A 16541-nucleotide genomic window follows, 5' to 3' on the forward strand; every position below is an offset into this window, starting at 1 on the left:
GTGCGCGTTTAGCGAGTCCAGGCACTCCCTAAACGCGCACGGGGGCGTCAGCCCCTCCGAGCCGCAACGGCCTGCGCCAGACGGTCCAACTGCGCTGCGGTGGTGGACCAGTCGATGCACGCGTCGGTGATCGACTGACCGTAGGTGAGCTCGTCCGCCTTACCCAAGGTCAGGTCCTGACGGCCGGCCTCGATGAAACTCTCCAACATGACGCCGGCGATTCCCTGCTCGCCCTCGGTCAGACGTCGGGCAATGTCGTCCAGCACGACGACCTGACGCTCGTGGTCCTTGCTGCTGTTACCGTGGCTCGCGTCGATGACCACGCGCTCGGGCAGGTTCGACTTACGCAGGCGAGCAAGGGTATCCGCGACGGTCTCGGCATCGTAGTTCGGTCCGTCGCTGCCGCCACGAAGAATCACATGGCAGTCCGGGTTGCCCGCGGTCCGAATCAAGGCAGCCTGGCCGTCGAGATCCGTTCCGGGGAACACATGGCTCGCCGCCGCAGCGCGGGTACCGTCGACGGCTACCTGCACATCACCTTCGGTGGAATTCTTGATGCCGACGGGCATGGACAGCGCGCTGCACAGCTGACGGTGAACCTGACTGGCGGCGGTCCGGGCGCCGATTGCACCGTAGCTGACCAGGTCGGCGATGTACTGCGGCATGATCGGATCAAGGAACTCGCAGCCGACAGGCAGGCCCAGACTCGACACGTCGAGAAGCAACTTGCGGCCGATACCGAGCCCGGTGTTGATGTCGAACGTGCCGTCGAGGTGGGGGTCGTTGAGCAGGCCCTTCCACCCGAGAGTGGTGCGCGGCTTTTCGAAGTAGACGCGCATGACGATGTGCAGATCGTCCCGCAGTTCTTCGGCCTTGGCGGCCAACCGGCGGGCGTAGTCCATCGCCGCTTCCGGATCGTGCACGGAGCACGGACCGACAACGACGATCAAACGATCGTCGTCACCGTTGAGGATGTTGATCGTGTCGGCCCGACCGGTGCGCACGGTTGCGGCCGCGACCTCGTCCGGAGCGTGCTGAGCACGAACAGTCGCCGGTGACACGAGCGGACTGATACTCACAGTGCGCTGATCGTCGAGGCTGTCCGAAGCTGCGGTGGTGTCGATGGTGACAGTCATGGGGTTTTCGGTTTCCTGTTCTCAGGCCGACCCCAGAGATGAAGAGAAACTCCAGCGAGCCGGTCTGTAGTCCGGCTCTTGGGTGGAGGTTGTCAGCGCGTGGTTACGCCGGCAGGCCCACCCGGGGCCGGCCTGCTAAACCAGAAATAGACGCGCTGCATGACGGCCACGATACCTCGAGTTCGGATCAGATGGGCGCGCCCCTCCACAACAAGCCGAATCCGAGGGGCGAGTCCCGTGGCACGAGTCCGTGAAGAATGGCCAAATCCGCTGAGCGGTTGGCGCTTTCGAGTAAGGCTCCGGCTGCGAAGTTCGAATACGTTGGTTAGGCACCTGCCAATGCCCGGAACATCAGATGGAGCTGCGCCTTCTCATGCCTGTGATCGAATCGACCGAAACCTTCCACCCGACGGTGTCCCCTTCTGCGACCGAAACCCCCTTGCAGTCGACAAAAGATGTGGACGACGAATTCAGCCGTCTGATCGATTCCTTGACACGACGCGGGTTCCTGACCGGTGCGGCGGCGCTCGGTGCACTGGGCGCACTGTCTGCATGTTCGAGCGAATCCAGCGGCACCGAAGCCTCGGACGAGTGGGTCGACATCGTCGTCGCGGACCAGACCTACCGCCTCCCGCGGGACCCCAAGCGTGTCGTGGTGCTCGAAGCCCGAGGCGCCCTCGATTTTGCACTACTGGCCGAGTACCCGATCGTCGCGACCAATTGGGATCCGAAGTCTCAACTCATGCAGAAGGTACCCGCCGGCGCAGCTCGCCTCGGTGGGACGAACAACGAACCGAATGCCGAATCGATACTGAGCTACGACCCCGATCTGTTGGTTGTCGGGAAAGGCTGGTGGGATTACTACCAGGACAAGGGCCTGCTCGGCACTGACATCGCCCCGGTGCTCGTCGTTGACGAGGGCACGACGGGCTCGTCCTGGAAACAGGCCATGACCGCGCAGCTCACGGCGCTCGATCGCCGCGAAGTCGCCGAACGCGTCATCGCCCGATACAACGCCGAACTTGCTCGAGCGCGGGCCAAGATCGGTGGTCTCCTCGAAGGCAAGTCGATTGCGATCGCCGGTGCAGACAGCGGTCAGATCTGGCTGCAGAACAACACGTTCGCCGTGTCGGTTGCACAGGACCTCGGCCTGAACGTCTTGACTGACGCCGCCCATGCCGCACCCGATCGGAAGGATTCGACGTTCTACAGCCTCGAGGAGCTCGCGATCTTCGACCAGGCCGACTTCGTACTGCTACAGAACCCCGACGCCGTCGAAGCCGAGTCGCCCACGTGGAAACGAGTTCGCGCTGTCCAGGACGGCCATGTCGGACAACTGCGATACGACCTCAACAACGGCCTCGCTCTGACTGCGATGGCTCTGGCCGCTGATATCGCCGAACAGGTACAGGTCATGCGCTGACATCCGTGCGGGCATTGGATCGGTACTGGAGTGACCCCACCACACCTGGTGGGGTCACTCACGCCTCCAAGCGGAATTCGCCTCGCACCTGGCGTACACCGTTGATCTGCACTTCGACGGCATGGTCGCCGGCATAGTACTTCCGGGTACTGATCGGTTTGAAGGAATGCCTCTTCGCGATGCGGGCCGGCACCCCAGGCTCGAGCGTTCGTGTTGTCAGTTTGAAGACCTTCGGCGTCGTGGTCCCGTTGGCCTTCACGTGGTGGACGATGTAATCGATCACGACGGTGACGGACTCGCTGCCGTTGTTCGTGACGGCGAAGTCGAAAGTGAGTTCTCCACCCGCATCGACTATTTCGCGGTCGATGACGAACCCTTCGACCACGACGTCGGTGGGCGGCGAGAACCCCAGAAGAGACAGAGCATCCGGGTCGCCGGCCTTGATCAACGTCCGCAATGCATGTTTGACGATTTTAAGTGTGTTGGAATCCGGTGTCTGTAACCAACGCTTCGCAGTCGACACGGCGAGCGCTGCGTCAGCACGACTGAGATCGTTGAGATGGTTTGCGACCGAACGTCGTACGTATTCCGAATCATCCTGATACAGCTCGTCGAGAATGGCGATTGTCGACTCGGGACACGCCGTCAATTCTTTCACTCGTCTTCCCCAGGGCAAACGAGTACGAGTGCCTTCGGTCGCCAAGCGCCGGACGTGTTCGTCTTCATGACCGGTCCAGGTGAGTGCGATCGCCAGCGAACGGTCAAGGTCCGTCTCGAGAAATGTGCGAATTGCGAATTCGGCCGTCAGACGCGACGTCAGCTCGGCAAGCAGAGCCATTCCCTCGTCGAAATCCGACTCGGAGCCACTTCGTGTCGCCGTGACGGCGACAGCTTCGGTCACCGGCCAGATCATCCAACCAGTGAAGGTCTCCGCTGAAAGCGCACGGCGGATGATCTCGGCGAAGGCCGGAAGATCCTGAGGCAGTTCGGCAGTCATCGCGTCCCGCACAACGCGGGTACGTTCGCCGAGACTCATACCGTCGAATTCGGATGTACTACCCCGAACGAGGGCGAGGCGTGTCTGACCGGAGGCTCGCTCGAGACAGCCTGCCAGATCGGCGACGACGGATTTCCCGAGCAGTTCGTCAGCGGTGGGCATCAGGGGCACACCGTGAGAGCGGAAATCCGATCACCGTCGAGAGAAAAATGGTGATGCAACTGGACGGGGCTTCCGGGAAAATCACCCTCGACCTTCACCGACACGACAACGGCCGAGCCTGGGGTGTTGACCGACTCGATCTTCTGGGTAAAGGTGAACGCCGTCGACACGGCGGACTTCCACGCCACGATTTCTTCGATGCCGACATACGTCCGGCCGTCGTCACGCACCACCGCGTCTTCGGTGAACACGTCACGGACGTCTCCGCCGTCGAAATATGCGCGCGCTGCGCCTGGCACCTTCGCTGAGTCGATCATTCGCGAAGAGTACTGCTGGGGTCCGACAGGTTCGGCGAACTCACTGCGCGAGCGGACGCCGCCAACTGAATCTCCATCAACAGCCTCGTCGAGGGCTCGGACAGGTCGGTATCTGTTATCTCCTCGACCCTTTTGATCCGATACCTGAGTGTGTTCGGGTGAATGCGAAGCTGCTCGGACGCGCGTCGGACATCGCCCGAATGCGCGAGGTAAACGGAGACGCTTTCACGCATGTTCGACCCGTTACGCCTGTCGTAGACGTCGAGCGCGTCGATTCTCGGATCGTGCAGTTGCTCGTCGGCCGCAATCGCGTCCATGATTTCGCCCAGCAGCACCGGAGTGCGCGAGTCCGCGAGGGTGGTCACACGAACATCCCCCGACGTTCCGTCCAAGACCCGATCCACTTCGGCGCGAGCCCTAGCCACCTCAGTGAGCGTCGAAACCGGCGACGAGACTGCGGCCCGTAAACCCGAGGGCGACAACTTGTCCAAACGCGCGACAACTTCACGGGTCCACGAGACTGTGGATTTCACGGATTGGGTTCGCGGAAACAGCACATAGATCCGGGCGCCGAATGCACTCACCAGCGATTCACGATGAAAGGCACTGGCGTGCAGGCGCAACGACGACACGAGCTCACCCGAAGCCGACAACACGCTGCCCCCGACACTCGCCACGCCGATCACCATCGCGGGTCCGGACATCGGGATGGACAACGAGGCCGCCAGAGAAGGAACATCGACGCCGCCGCCGCGAACCCCGAGCAAGCGCTGAACCTGTATCGCCTCGTTACTCGGCGCGTCTCGGATGCGCGAAATCAGCCGAGCTGCAATGGCCGCGGCACCGCGGAGTACTCTGTCGGCATCGCCGGCGATGGGAAGCGGGCCTTCCTGAACCCAGATCGTGCCGAGTAGATCAGAACTGAAACCGCTCTCCCCCTTGACGTTCTCGGAAATTCTGCGAATGGGAACCACCAACCGTCGCCTGATCGCGAGGTCTTCGTGCGCAGGCACCTCCACTACGTCGTCACTTCGCCGCAAGCTTTCGAAGACGCCCCACTCCTGCAGCTTCCGGAGGTATTCCCGAGGTCCTTCACGGCCGAGGATCGATTGCCGGCGGAGCTCGTCCGCAGCATCCCCTGATGCCGAATAAGCCATGACGTGGGAACGCTCGTCCTCGATGCTGACCATCCCCCGGGTGAGTGACGCGACGTTCTGCGCCAGCTCGAACAAGTCTGTGTCACTGCCGAATACAACGTCCTCCGAATCCTGACGAGATACCGAATGATCGAGCACGCCCCGGATCGTAGTGAACAATCGATCCCAACGAGCGTCCGGATGGACTGCCATCAAGGCGATCCCGGCGCGCTGTGCCGCCGCGCGCACCGACGTGTCCGAGGCCTCCTTCGACATGACGGCCCGAGGCGCTGATCCCTTCTGATCGACGCGGTTCAGCCAGGCTGCCAATTCGGCTGCACCGATACCGACAGCGAGCCAGAGTTCAGAGGATTCGACGTCCGCGGTTCCGGGGCGTGTGAGGTCCCCGACCTCCGCGAACACCACGGAGTCGACGAAGACGTCATCACCTGACGGCGCGAAGACGAGCTCGACAAAGGCTCCGCCCAGCGCCCGAAGGACCGCGTCGAGCCTGACCTCACGGATAGCCACGTACCACCCACTTTCCGGACCGTTCCAACGCCTCGATTTCGAGAATAGTGCATTTTCCTGCGGAAATGGTTCAGCCGATCGAACAAACAGCGTCCGAGAAGTTTGGCCGATCAGCGGATTACTCGCCGACTCCTTTCGGCTTGACTGATGACGACACGACAACTGCCCCACCCATCAGTCTGCCGAAGGATCGTCATGGACGCCGTCACCAATGTCCCCCACCCAGCCAACGAACCGGTCAACAATTACGGGCCGGGAAGCCCGGAACGATCACGCCTACGCACCAAACTGACCGAACTGGCCGAGACACCCACCGACATCCGACAGGTCATCGGGGGCGTCCACCGAACTGCGGAAGGCAAGCGGGAGAACGTAGTTCAACCACACCGTCACAGCTCGGTCATCGGATCGTTTGCGGGCGCAACGCACTCGGATGTTCGTGATGCCATCGACGCCGCTACGCTCGCCGCCCCGGCCTGGCGCGACCTCTCGTTCGACGACCGCGCGGCGGTCTTCCTCCGCGCCGCCGATCTACTCTCCGGCCCGTGGCGCGAAACCATCGCCGCCGCAACAATGCTCGGTCAGTCGAAGACCGCATATCAGGCCGAGATCGATGCCCCGTGCGAACTGATCGACTTCTGGCGTTTCAACGTCGCGTTCGCACGCCAGATACTCGCCGACCAACCCGTTTCCGCTCCGGGAGTCTGGAATCGCGTCGAATATCGACCACTCGAAGGTTTTGTCTACGCGATCACCCCCTTCAATTTCACCGCCATCGCCGGAAATCTCCCCACCGCACCGGCCCTGATGGGCAACACCGTGATCTGGAAGCCGTCACCGACGCAGGCCGTCGCGGCGTACCTGACGATGCAACTACTCGAAGCCGCCGGCCTCCCACCCGGGGTGATCAATCTTGTTCTCGGCGACGGCCCCACGGTGTCCGAGGTCGCGCTGGCCGACCCTCGCCTGGCGGGCATCCACTTCACCGGATCGACCGCAACGTTCCAGCGTTTGTGGCGTGAGGTCGGAGCCAACATCTCGAACTACCGGACGTATCCGCGTCTCGTCGGCGAAACCGGCGGCAAAGATTTTGTACTCGCACACAGTTCAGCAGACCCCGACGTACTCACGACGGCATTGATCCGCGGGGCCTTCGACTATCAGGGACAGAAATGCTCGGCCGCGTCACGGGCATTCGTCCCGAAATCGGTGTGGGCCAAGATGGGCGACACGTTCATCGACACAGTGTCGTCACTGAAGTACGGCGACGTCACCGACCTGACGAACTTCGGCGGCGCCGTCATCGACCAGCGTTCCTTCGACCGCAACGCCGCCGCGATCGTCCGAGCCAAGTCGACCGGCAGCCTCACCATCGCAGCAGGCGGCGACTACGACGACCGCGAAGGATTCTTCATCTCGCCGACGGTCCTGCTCGGTGACGACCCCAGTGACGAGGCCTTCAGCACCGAGTACTTCGGCCCCATACTCTCCCTGCACGTCTACGACGACTCCGCACCGAATGCCTACGCCGACATCCTCGCTCGTATCGACAGCGGATCCGCGTACGCCCTGACCGGTGCCGTGATCGCCACCGACCGTGCGGCCGTCGATCAAGCTCACCACGGTCTGCGGTTCGCCGCCGGAAACTTCTACGTCAACGACAAGCCGACGGGCGCGGTAGTCGGACAACAACCCTTCGGCGGCGCTCGAGCTTCCGGTACCAACGACAAGGCCGGTTCACCGCAGAACCTGCTCCGTTGGACGTCGACACGCACCGTCAAGGAAACCTTCGTTCCTCCCACCGATCATCGCTACCCCCACCAGGACGTCGATCCAGCCGAGAGCGAGAACCGTTGATGAGTGCCGTCTCGCTGAGCAACCCGCTGCGCCCGGTACTCCTCGCGGCGGCACGCTCGTCGCGGCTGGAGAAGACAGTCTCCGGGATGACCTTGACCCGCAAGCTGGTAGACAGGTTCGTCGCCGGGGACGCGGAACCCGCAGCGGTGTCAGCCGTACGCGACATCCTCACCAGTGGCCGGTTCGTGACGGTCGACTACCTCGGCGAGGACACTACCGATCCAGCTCAGGCAACAGCTACCGTCGACGCCTATCTCTCCCTTCTCCGCTCGTACGCAACGCTTTCCGAAGCGGCTGGGACGCAACACACTCTCGAGGTTTCGCTCAAGCTCTCCGCGTTAGGGCAGTCACTTCCCGGCGACGGCGAGAAGATCGCCCTGGCGAACGCTCACCGAATCGTCACAGCGGCAGACGAAGTGGGCGCGTGGGTCACCGTCGATGCGGAGGATCACACCACCACCGACTCGACACTGTCCATCGTCGAAGAGTTGCGCCGCGACTTCCCGACGCTCGGCACGGTCCTGCAGGCGTATCTGCACCGCACCGAGGCCGACTGCCGGCACTTCTCCGGATCAGGTTCACGAATTCGGCTGTGCAAGGGTGCATACAAGGAACCGGCCGACGTTGCGTTCCAAAAGCCCGGCGAAGTCGACGCGTCGTACCTGCGTTGCCTGAAGGTCTTGATGGAAGGTGACGGGTACCCGATGGTCGCCTCCCACGATCCCACCATGATCGACGCCGCCCTCGAACTCGCCACATTGACCGAACGGACAGCCGAGGATTTCGAGTTTCAGATGCTCTACGGCATCCGCGACGGCGAACAACGCAGATTGGTAGCCGAAGGCAATCACCTGCGGGTCTACGTTCCCTACGGCAGCCAGTGGTACGGCTACTTCATGCGTCGCCTGGCGGAACGGCCGGCCAACCTCATGTTCTTCATGCGCTCACTCGCCTCCAACAACTAGGTGCTGGAAACCGGTGGTAGCGGTGGCAACTCGAGGTTCTCACGGAAGGTACCCCCGACGTAATCTGTTCCCACGATTCTGCGCTTGCGTAGTTCCGGCAGCAGTCCGTTCGTGACGAAATCGCGTGTACGCGGATCGGCAAGGTCACCGAGCGTGATGACGTCGAGTACGCCCGCGTCGTATCGTTCCTCGATCGCGTCCGCGAGCTGTTCCGGGGTGCCCGCCGCTGCCCAGTGGCCGGTGTCCTTGGACGCGATGATCAACTCACGCAGAGTCTTTCCTTGTGATGCGAGCTTGCCGAAGATCTCGACCCGGCCCCGTCGTCGATTCACCGACGACGGGTCCGGCAACAACGACTCCGGGATCGGCCGGTCCAGCGGCAATTCCGAGAAATCCACGTCACCGCCGAACATGTCGGCAAGCCTCGTGCGACCGGCGTCGAAGTCCGTCGATTCCTCGGCTTCTCTGACCAATCGTTCGACTTCGGCTTCGGTAGCGCCGTACGTTGCGTGGAACGAGCTGAAGATCAGTGGCAGTTCGTCCCCACGCCCCACCTCTGCCGCCCTGGCGCGGATCGTCTTCGTGTAGGTGACCGCGTCCTCGAAGGTTGCGAGAGAAGTGAATACGACCTCCGCGAAGCGAGCACCCAGTTCGATACCTCCGGCAGATTGGCCTGCCTGGAATTGGACCGGACGACGCTGCGGCAGGGAGGGGATGTTCAGCGGCCCCTGCACCGTGAAGTACTTGCCTCGATGCTCGATGGGGACCACCCTCGACGGATCGAGCACCGCTGAGCCCTCTCCCCGGGTCAGGGCGCCGGGCTTCCAACTGTCGAAAAGCGCGTTGACCACCTCGAGCGATTCGGCCGCTCGGGCGTACCGCTCCTCCGGACTCGGCAGGTCCAGGTCGCTGTAGTTCTCTTCTCCGAGTGAGGAAGTGACGGCATTCCATGCGGCTCGACCATTGCTGACGTGGTCCAGGGTGCCGAACAACCGTGCCAGGTTGAAAGGGTGATGAAACGTCGTCGTGACGGTGGCGATCAGCCCCACATGGGTGGTGACCGCACTCAGCGCGGCAAGGAAGATCAACGGCTCCTGCGCACCGATCGCGCCCTGCGCGCCGAAACTCAGCAGGTCGGCGGCAAACAGTCCGTCGATCTTGTTCGCCTCGGCCGTCTTTGCGACGTCGATCGCGGACGCGACCGTCGACGTCGTCGGATCGATCGCTGCGTCGTAGATACTCACCGCCCCGCTGACACCGGTCACCGTCTTGAGTGGACGCCTACGATCGGCCACCGACCATCCTCCTGGCTTCGCGAAATCTGTTCCGAATTCACAACGCTAGACCGATCCTGGCTCCCGACAAGGTATTCACTCAGCCTGGTTCTATCCCTCCGCACACCGCTTGGTCACGCCCCGGATTTACGGGCACGATAGGCGGCGACGTGCGCCCTGTTCCCACAGTTTCCGGTGTCGCAGTATCGCTTCGAACGATTGCGCGACAAATCCACGAAGACCGCCTCGCAGTCCGGGGCCTCGCACCATCGCAACCGCGAGAATTCGTCGGTTCGGATCAGATCGAGCACACCCATCGCCGCTTCTGCGGCCATCCGGTCCACCAGTGGCGAATCGTCAGCGGTGACGTGCAGATGCCAGCCGAGGTCGTCGTGCCTGGTGAGCCGCGGCCTCGCGCCGGATTCGAGTAGCAGTGTGTTCACCACCTCGACGGCGTCGTCCACTCCCGCGGCTTCCCAGAACTTTCGCAGTCGTGGACGCAGCGCACGAACCGCCGTCAATTCCTCCCGCGTGCCGTCCCGCCTGCCGGTCCAATGATCCGCGTCGAGAAACCGTGTCAGCTCCTCTTGATCCGGAAGCAGTTCAGCCCCGCCGCGGGCCGTGTTGACCAACGACGCGGCGAAGACGAGCGCCGATTCCGTGTCACCAGCAAAATGCACTTTGACTCCTGAGCTCTATCAACCTAATGTCAGCATCGTAATCGCTTTTACTCCTGACGGGTGACGACGTGAACTCTCGCAACGGCTTGATCTTCGCTCTGCTGTCCGCGGCAACGTTCGGCGTCTCGGGCCCGTTCGCGAAGTCTCTCATCGAATCGGGGTGGTCCCCCGGCGGCGCAGTGTTCGCGCGCGTTGCCGGCGGCGCACTGGTGATGATGGTGATCGCCGTAGCCACCCAATGGCCTCGCCTACGACAGGTGAGCGCCCACACGCGAACGGTACTGCTGTACGGGGTGTTCGCGATCTCGGGCGTTCAACTGTGCTTCTTCAATGCCGTGCAACATCTTTCGGTCGGCGTCGCATTGCTTCTCGAGTACCTTGCACCGATCATCGTCATCGGATGGGTGTGGATAACCAAGGGCGCGCGTCCGAGCGTGCAGACGCTTCTCGGTGCGGCGGTTGCCATGATCGGCGCCGCCGTGGTGATCGACGTCTTCGGATCGGCAGAGATCAGTGCCGTCGGAGTCGCCTGGGGACTGGCCGCCGCGGCATGCCTTGCAGTCTATTTCGTCATTTCCGAACGTGCGGACGGTGATCTCCATCCTGTTGTGCTCGCGGCATCGGGGCTCACGGTCAGTGCAATGGTCATCGGCGCGCTCGGACTCGTAGGCGTCCTCCCACTCCAGTTCTCGGCCTCGAACGCCGTCGTGGCAGACCATTCGGTGAACGTATGGCTGCCGGTGGTGGTCCTGGTCCTGGTCAGCACTGTCATTGCCTATCTCACCGGCATCGCCGCAATCACGCTGCTGGGGCCGACAATCGGATCTCTCGTAGCGCTGACCGAAGTGCTGTGCGCGGTCCTCGCCGCGTGGATCCTGGTCGGGGAATCCGTCACTGCACTCCAAGCTGTGGGTGGCGCAGCAATCATCGCGGGGTTGGTCCTCGCGCGCCTCGGCCAGGTTGCACCGAATCAGATACCGGCCGACCCGATGACAAATGTCATGGCAGAAGAATGACGGACGGACGAGGGATTACGACCTCGAAGCGAGCAGATTCTATGTATGACCTCAGCACAGGCACGGCATTCACCACAGGCACTGCACACACTCACTGAAGGATCGGCACACGACGCCGTCCGGTTGACCGGACTTCGCAAGAGTTTCGGGACCGTCGACGCCGTCAAGGGTATCGACCTGAGCATCCGCCCCGGCGAGATCGTCGCGTTCCTCGGCCCGAACGGCGCAGGCAAGACGACAACCATCGACATGATCCTCGGCCTGTCCCGGCCGACGTCGGGCGACGTGAGCGTCTTCGGAATGTCACCGCGATCGGCGATCGCCCGCGGACTCGTCTCCGCAGTCATGCAGACCGGCGGACTACTGAAAGAGCTGACGGTTGCCGAGACGGTGCAGCTGACCGCCAGCCTGTACGCCCAATCCCGTCCGGTCGACGAAGTGCTGGGGAGAGCCGGAATCCTCGACATCTCCGATCGCCTGGTCAGCAAATGCTCAGGCGGACAACAACAGCGGTTGCGATTTGCGATGGCGTTGCTGTCGAACCCGCAATTGCTCATTCTCGACGAGCCCACCACCGGCATGGACGTCGAAGGGCGTCGGGACTTTTGGTCCGCCATCCGCGCCGACGCAGATCACGGTCGCACTGTGCTTTTTGCGACGCACTACCTCGAAGAGGCCGATGTCTACGCCGACCGCATCATCCTGGTCAGGCAAGGCACCGTGGTCGCAGACGGGACCACCGCCGAGGTCAAGGCGATGGCGTCCGGGCGCACCCTGCGCGCGACTGTTCCAGGCATCACCGACGAACTCCTGCGAGCCATACCGAACTCCGACGCCGTCGAGGTGCGCGGTGAGTCACTGCTCGTGCACTCGGGTGACACCGATGCCGTTGCACGGTTCCTGTTGACCAATACCCAGGCTCGCGATCTCGAAATCGTCTCGCGTGGCCTCGAAGACGCATTCATCGCACTCACGTCGAACAACTCCGAAGGACAGAAGTGATGACCACTGCAACCGAAGCGAACACCTACGGAGCCGAGCGAACCGTCGTACCTCTCGGCGGATTCAACACGACGCTACTGCGATTGGAATTTCGTCGCCTGACTCGCAATCGGCGCACGATGATCTTCACGCTCGTCATGCCGGTTGTCTTCTTCCTCGTCTTCGGGCTCGGTCAAGGCGACGACGATCACGGGATCGGGCACGGCAATGTCGCCGCGTACATCATGATCAGCATGGCCCTGTACGGCGCGATGCTTGCAACTACCAGTGGCGGAGCGATGGTCTCGATCGAGCGAGCGTCGGGATGGAGCCGTCAACTTCGGCTGACTCCCCTGACCCCGGTCGCCTACATCGCCGTCAAACTGATCATGGCGATGCTGCTCGGTCTCGTCTCGATCCTTGTCGTCTACGTCGTCGGCGCGTTCACCTCGGCGCAGATGGACGGATCACTCTGGTTCACAACGGCATTGATCGCCTGGTTGGGATCGTCGATCTTCGCGGCCTTCGGCCTGTTCATGGGGTATCTACTCCCCAGTGAGAACGTCATGCAGTTGCTCGGACCGGGACTGGCTCTGCTCGCCTTCGGCGGCGGACTCTTCGTGCCGCTCACCGACGGTTCCGTATGGGCGACCATCGCACAGTTCACCCCGATGTTCGGCATCAACGCCCTCGCCCACGCACCGTTGACGGGCAATAGCATTCACTGGACCTGGATCGTCAATATCCTGGTGTGGTTCGCCATCTTCGCCGGCGGAGCGATCTGGCGGTTCCAACGAGATACGGAGCGTGTGTAGTTGTCGCAAACGACTGACCGAGAAGATTCCGTCGCGCTCCCGCGGCGGAATCGTTTCGGCGTTCTCTTCGCGGCGGTCTGGATGGTATTTCTCGGCGGGCCGCTGATCGAGGGATGGAATCTGCGCGACGAACTGCGCGGCTGGACAGGGATTCTCGCGACGGTCGCCTTCGGTGCGCTCTATCTCTACACGTTCGCCACAACGCAGCAGCGGCGTCGAATGACAATGACTCGGCCGACGATTCGCGAAGCTGCACTGGCTTTGGCCGCCTTGACCGCGTTGGCCGCCGTGATGATCGTCAGCGTCGGGCCGACTGGTTTGGCAGCCGCACCGTATCTCGCGGTGACAGCGGTGACGCTGCTGCCGACCGTCGCGGGCGGCATTCTCGCCTTGGTGTTCGCGGCCTCCGTGGAGATAGTCAGCCTCTCGTCCGGGTGGGGGAACTACTCCGGACTCTCGCTCGGAGTCTGCGCGGCCGCATTCGCGACCTGGGGCATCATGTCCCTGATCAGCCGCAACTTCGCCATGCTCCATGAACGCGAAGAGCAGGAGCAGCGGGCAATCATGGAGGAGCGAACGAGGATGGCGCGCGATCTGCACGACATCCTCGGACACTCGCTGACCGTCATCACGATCAAAGCCGAACTGGCCAATCGCCTACTCGATGTCGATATCGAACGTGCGCGCAACGAACTCGACGACCTCGAAAGACTTTCGCGTGACGCGTTGGCAGACGTGCGCTCGGCCGTCGAAGGATTTCGTGGGATTTCTCTTCCCGTCGAAATAGCCCGAGCACGAGAGGCATTGCGTGCGGCTGGTATCGAGGACGAGGTGCCGAGCAGTACCGACATGGTTCCCACGCGTCTTCGCGAACTCTTCGCATGGACGATCCGTGAGGGCGTCACCAACGTCGTTCGACACAGCGGTGCGACCCACTGCCGGATCACGGTCGACGAAAAAAGTGCGTCGGTCGTCGACGACGGGCAAGGGGCCGCGTCGACGTCTTCCGGCAACGGTCTGATCGGATTACGCGAGCGCGCCGGAGCGTCGGGCGCACGAGTGATCATCACTCATCCCCAGCCGCAGGGGTTTGCACTTCAGGTAGTCGAACAGGAGACAGAGTGAACAGCCAGGGCGATCGAGCAACCATACGGCTGCTCTTGGCGGACGACCAGGCGCTCGTGCGAGGAGCGTTGGCCGCACTACTCGATCTGGAATCCGACCTCTCCGTGGTGGCCGAGGTCGGTCGCGGCGACGAGGTTGTGGCCGCTGTTCTCGAACACCGCCCGGATGTCGCGCTTCTGGACGTCGAGATGCCCGGCATGGACGGAATCGCCGCGACGGCGGCCCTTCGCGAGGCAGCACCCGACACCCGAGTCCTGATCGTCACCACGTTCGGACGTCCCGGATTTCTTCGCAAAGCCCTGCACGCCGGGGCCGGCGGGTTCGTCGTCAAGGACACACCCGCCAGGCAGTTGGCCGACGCAGTCAGGCGTGTCCACGCCGGACTGCGCGTCGTCGATCCCACCCTTGCGGCCGACAGCCTCGTCAGCGGCGAGTCGCCCCTGACGGAGCGTGAGACCCAAGTACTGCGCGCCGCTCACGACGGCGCACCCGTGGCAGCCATCGCAGGGGCGCTCTTCTTGTCCGCAGGGACAGTTCGAAATCATCTGTCATCCGCGATGGGCAAGACAGGTGCGTCGACGCGCGCGGAAGCCGTCAGAATCGCCGAGTCGAACGGCTGGCTCTGATCCGCATGGCCGGAATCCACTTCCCCGGCAAATAGTTCGCCGTTCGATTCTTGACGGCGATTTGTCCAGATCACTCAAAGTAGGGACCTTCTACCCTAGGGATTTTCCCTGCAAACAACCCCCTTCGCGAGAATCCAAAACAGCTAATCGTTCGATAACTGGCTATGATGCAGTTAATTGAATCGACGGAGCCTGTGCGTAACGGGGGAAGGGACGTCTCATGTCGAACCAGTTCAACGATCGCTTGAACTCGCTGTTCGAGACTGCCGACTTTCACGTCACCAACGCGATGGTCGTTCGCGGCATGACCGAGTTCGGCTGCCGCATCTCGACGCCGTACCTGTCCCAACTGCGCACCGGCGTCCGAACCAACCCGTCACCCGAAGTGGTTGCCGCCCTCGCCCACTTCTTCAACGTCCATCCGGACTACTTCTACGCCCCGTCCGATCAAACTCCGCCCGCGATCTCGGGCGGCGAGGCGGACCTCTCTCTCCTCGAGCAGCTGCACAACGTGCGCCTGCGAAACCTCACCTCTCGCGTCGTCGATCTATCGCCGTCTTCGCAGGATCTGCTTGTCGAAATGGCGGAGAATCTACGTTCCTCCGAGAATCTTCCGCGCGTACCACCGGACTCGAATTCCTACATGTCACGCGCGTAGCGCCCTTCGCCGACTCTCCTTGACTGCTCAGGGAGGGTTGGCCTTATGCTGGTCGATGCAGCTGGTTCGCCCGGCGCGGTCATGAGGAGCCCCGAAGACCGTTCCCGGCGTCGAAGCCCCGTCAGCGCAAGCTGTCGGAGTGAGAGGGAACCCGGTGAAAATCCGGGACTGTCCCGCAGCGGTAAGCAGGAACGACCGCCGTTTATGTGCACTGGGCATCCGCCTGGGAAGCGACGGCCAGTAGGTTCGATCCAACTCGATCGAGTGCCCGCGAGTCCGAAGACCTGCCGACTGTGTCGGGCACGCCGTGCCCGACGGTCCACCGCCTCGTGGAATGGGCGTGTAGATCTCCATCGGACCTCGTGTGCGGTGCGGGCAGTACTGTCCGCCGAAACTCGAGGTCTCGTGAGGTGTACCCGTCTGCCGGCAGTGGCCATCAATGCATTGGCAATCTGGAGAAACTCCGTGACAACAACATTCACTTCGACCGTGCTGGGCTCACCGCGCATCGGTCCTCATCGAGAACTCAAGCGGGCAACCGAAAGCTACTGGGCAGGGCGCATCGACGCCGACGCCCTGCAGGCTGTCGCCCGTGACCTCCGTCGGCAGGGCTTGGCCGACCTCCGTGACCTGGGCCTCGACTCCGTCCCGGTCAATACCTTCTCCTTCTACGACCAGATGCTCGACACCGCAGTTCTTCTCGGCGCGCTGCCCGACCGCGTCGCGTCGGTCGCCGATCCGTTGGACCGCTACTTTGCCGCTGCCCGTGGGACGGACACCATCGCGCCACCCGAATTATCTGCACGCAGTTTTGACATATCTCAAAACCTTGCTGGTAGGCC

The 16541-nt window shown here is 62.6% G+C and carries 15 protein-coding genes, 1 pseudogene and 1 riboswitch; of the genes and pseudogenes, 10 read left to right on the forward strand and 6 right to left on the reverse strand.

All coding sequences use genetic code 11. The annotated features are described in order from the left end of the window. Positions 1-47: 47 nt before the first annotated feature. Complete coding sequence (locus H7C86_RS02685) at positions 48-1136, reverse strand: 3-deoxy-7-phosphoheptulonate synthase (RefSeq protein ID WP_020908849.1); 1089 nt, start codon at positions 1134-1136, stop codon at positions 48-50. 373 nt (positions 1137-1509) lie between these two features. Here H7C86_RS02685 and H7C86_RS02690 point away from each other — a divergent pair, with 373 nt between their 5' ends. Then, positions 1510-2559: an ABC transporter substrate-binding protein gene (locus H7C86_RS02690; RefSeq protein WP_259349025.1), complete on the forward strand. Its 1050-nt coding sequence runs from the start codon at positions 1510-1512 to the stop codon at positions 2557-2559. Positions 2560-2617: 58 nt separating this feature from the next. On the opposite strand, the gene H7C86_RS02695 is transcribed toward H7C86_RS02690, so the two are convergent. The 3 genes from H7C86_RS02695 to H7C86_RS02705 are packed head-to-tail and all read right to left on the reverse strand — an operon-like array spanning position 2618 to position 5702. Further along, a complete protein-coding gene (locus tag H7C86_RS02695; RefSeq protein ID WP_021345330.1) occupies positions 2618-3718 on the reverse strand; it encodes a DNA alkylation repair protein in 1101 nt (366 codons plus the stop codon). Beyond that, entirely contained in the window at positions 3718-4035 is a 318-nt protein-coding gene (locus H7C86_RS02700) for a nuclear transport factor 2 family protein (protein WP_020908852.1), read from the reverse strand. Before H7C86_RS02700 ends, H7C86_RS02695 begins: the two co-directional genes overlap by 1 nt. Next, positions 4032-5702 (reverse strand): CdaR family transcriptional regulator, encoded by a 1671-nt coding sequence (locus tag H7C86_RS02705; RefSeq protein ID WP_084325174.1) that lies wholly within the window; start codon positions 5700-5702, stop codon positions 4032-4034. The genes H7C86_RS02700 and H7C86_RS02705 overlap by 4 nt, the downstream gene beginning before the upstream one ends. A gap of 195 nt (positions 5703-5897) precedes the next feature. On the opposite strand from H7C86_RS02705, the gene pruA reads away from it, so the two are divergent. Both pruA and H7C86_RS02715 read left to right on the forward strand, forming a co-directional pair. After that, on the forward strand, positions 5898-7559 hold the full coding sequence (gene pruA, locus H7C86_RS02710; protein WP_021345333.1) for an L-glutamate gamma-semialdehyde dehydrogenase: 1662 nt from the start codon (positions 5898-5900) through the stop codon (positions 7557-7559). Beyond that, entirely contained in the window at positions 7559-8524 is a 966-nt protein-coding gene (locus H7C86_RS02715) for a proline dehydrogenase family protein (protein WP_019745000.1), read from the forward strand. Before pruA ends, H7C86_RS02715 begins: the two co-directional genes overlap by 1 nt. On the opposite strand, the gene H7C86_RS02720 is transcribed toward H7C86_RS02715, so the two are convergent. Together H7C86_RS02720 and H7C86_RS02725 are read right to left on the reverse strand one after the other, a co-directional pair. Next, a complete protein-coding gene (locus H7C86_RS02720) occupies positions 8521-9819 on the reverse strand; it encodes an NtaA/DmoA family FMN-dependent monooxygenase (protein WP_182261046.1) in 1299 nt (432 codons plus the stop codon). The genes H7C86_RS02715 and H7C86_RS02720 overlap by 4 nt on opposite strands. Positions 9820-9932: 113 nt before the next feature. Beyond that, complete coding sequence (locus tag H7C86_RS02725) at positions 9933-10478, reverse strand: CGNR zinc finger domain-containing protein (protein ID WP_020908856.1); 546 nt, start codon at positions 10476-10478, stop codon at positions 9933-9935. Between the two features lie 68 nt (positions 10479-10546). On the opposite strand from H7C86_RS02725, the gene H7C86_RS02730 reads away from it, so the two are divergent. The 7 genes and pseudogenes from H7C86_RS02730 to H7C86_RS02760 form a co-directional block, all read left to right on the forward strand. Continuing rightward, the gene (locus H7C86_RS02730) at positions 10547-11494 is read left to right on the forward strand and encodes a DMT family transporter (RefSeq protein WP_060938127.1); all 948 of its coding nucleotides are present in this window, start codon (positions 10547-10549) and stop codon (positions 11492-11494) included. A gap of 45 nt (positions 11495-11539) precedes the next feature. After that, positions 11540-12496, forward strand: coding sequence for an ABC transporter ATP-binding protein (locus tag H7C86_RS02735; protein ID WP_019745004.1), 957 nt, complete (start codon positions 11540-11542; stop codon positions 12494-12496). Continuing rightward, a complete protein-coding gene (locus tag H7C86_RS02740) occupies positions 12496-13290 on the forward strand; it encodes an ABC transporter permease (RefSeq protein ID WP_019745005.1) in 795 nt (264 codons plus the stop codon). Before H7C86_RS02735 ends, H7C86_RS02740 begins: the two co-directional genes overlap by 1 nt. Next, on the forward strand, positions 13291-14415 hold the full coding sequence (locus tag H7C86_RS02745) for a sensor histidine kinase (protein WP_182261047.1): 1125 nt from the start codon (positions 13291-13293) through the stop codon (positions 14413-14415). Continuing rightward, the gene (locus tag H7C86_RS02750) at positions 14412-15041 is read left to right on the forward strand and encodes a response regulator transcription factor (RefSeq protein WP_019745007.1); all 630 of its coding nucleotides are present in this window, start codon (positions 14412-14414) and stop codon (positions 15039-15041) included. Before H7C86_RS02745 ends, H7C86_RS02750 begins: the two co-directional genes overlap by 4 nt. 220 nt (positions 15042-15261) lie before the next feature. Next, positions 15262-15699 carry a helix-turn-helix domain-containing protein gene (locus tag H7C86_RS02755; protein WP_019745008.1) on the forward strand — a complete coding sequence of 146 codons (438 nt, stop codon included), beginning with the start codon at positions 15262-15264 and terminating at the stop codon, positions 15697-15699. Positions 15700-15804: 105 nt separating this feature from the next. After that, a riboswitch (cobalamin riboswitch) is annotated at positions 15805-16006 on the forward strand. A 158-nt stretch (positions 16007-16164) separates the two neighbouring features. Further along, positions 16165-16541, forward strand: a pseudogene (locus H7C86_RS02760) (hypothetical protein); the annotation flags it as partial.

Origin of the sequence: Rhodococcus sp. UFZ-B548 (assembly GCF_903819475.1) — a bacterium.
Taxonomy (GTDB): domain Bacteria; phylum Actinomycetota; class Actinomycetes; order Mycobacteriales; family Mycobacteriaceae; genus Rhodococcus_F; species Rhodococcus_F erythropolis.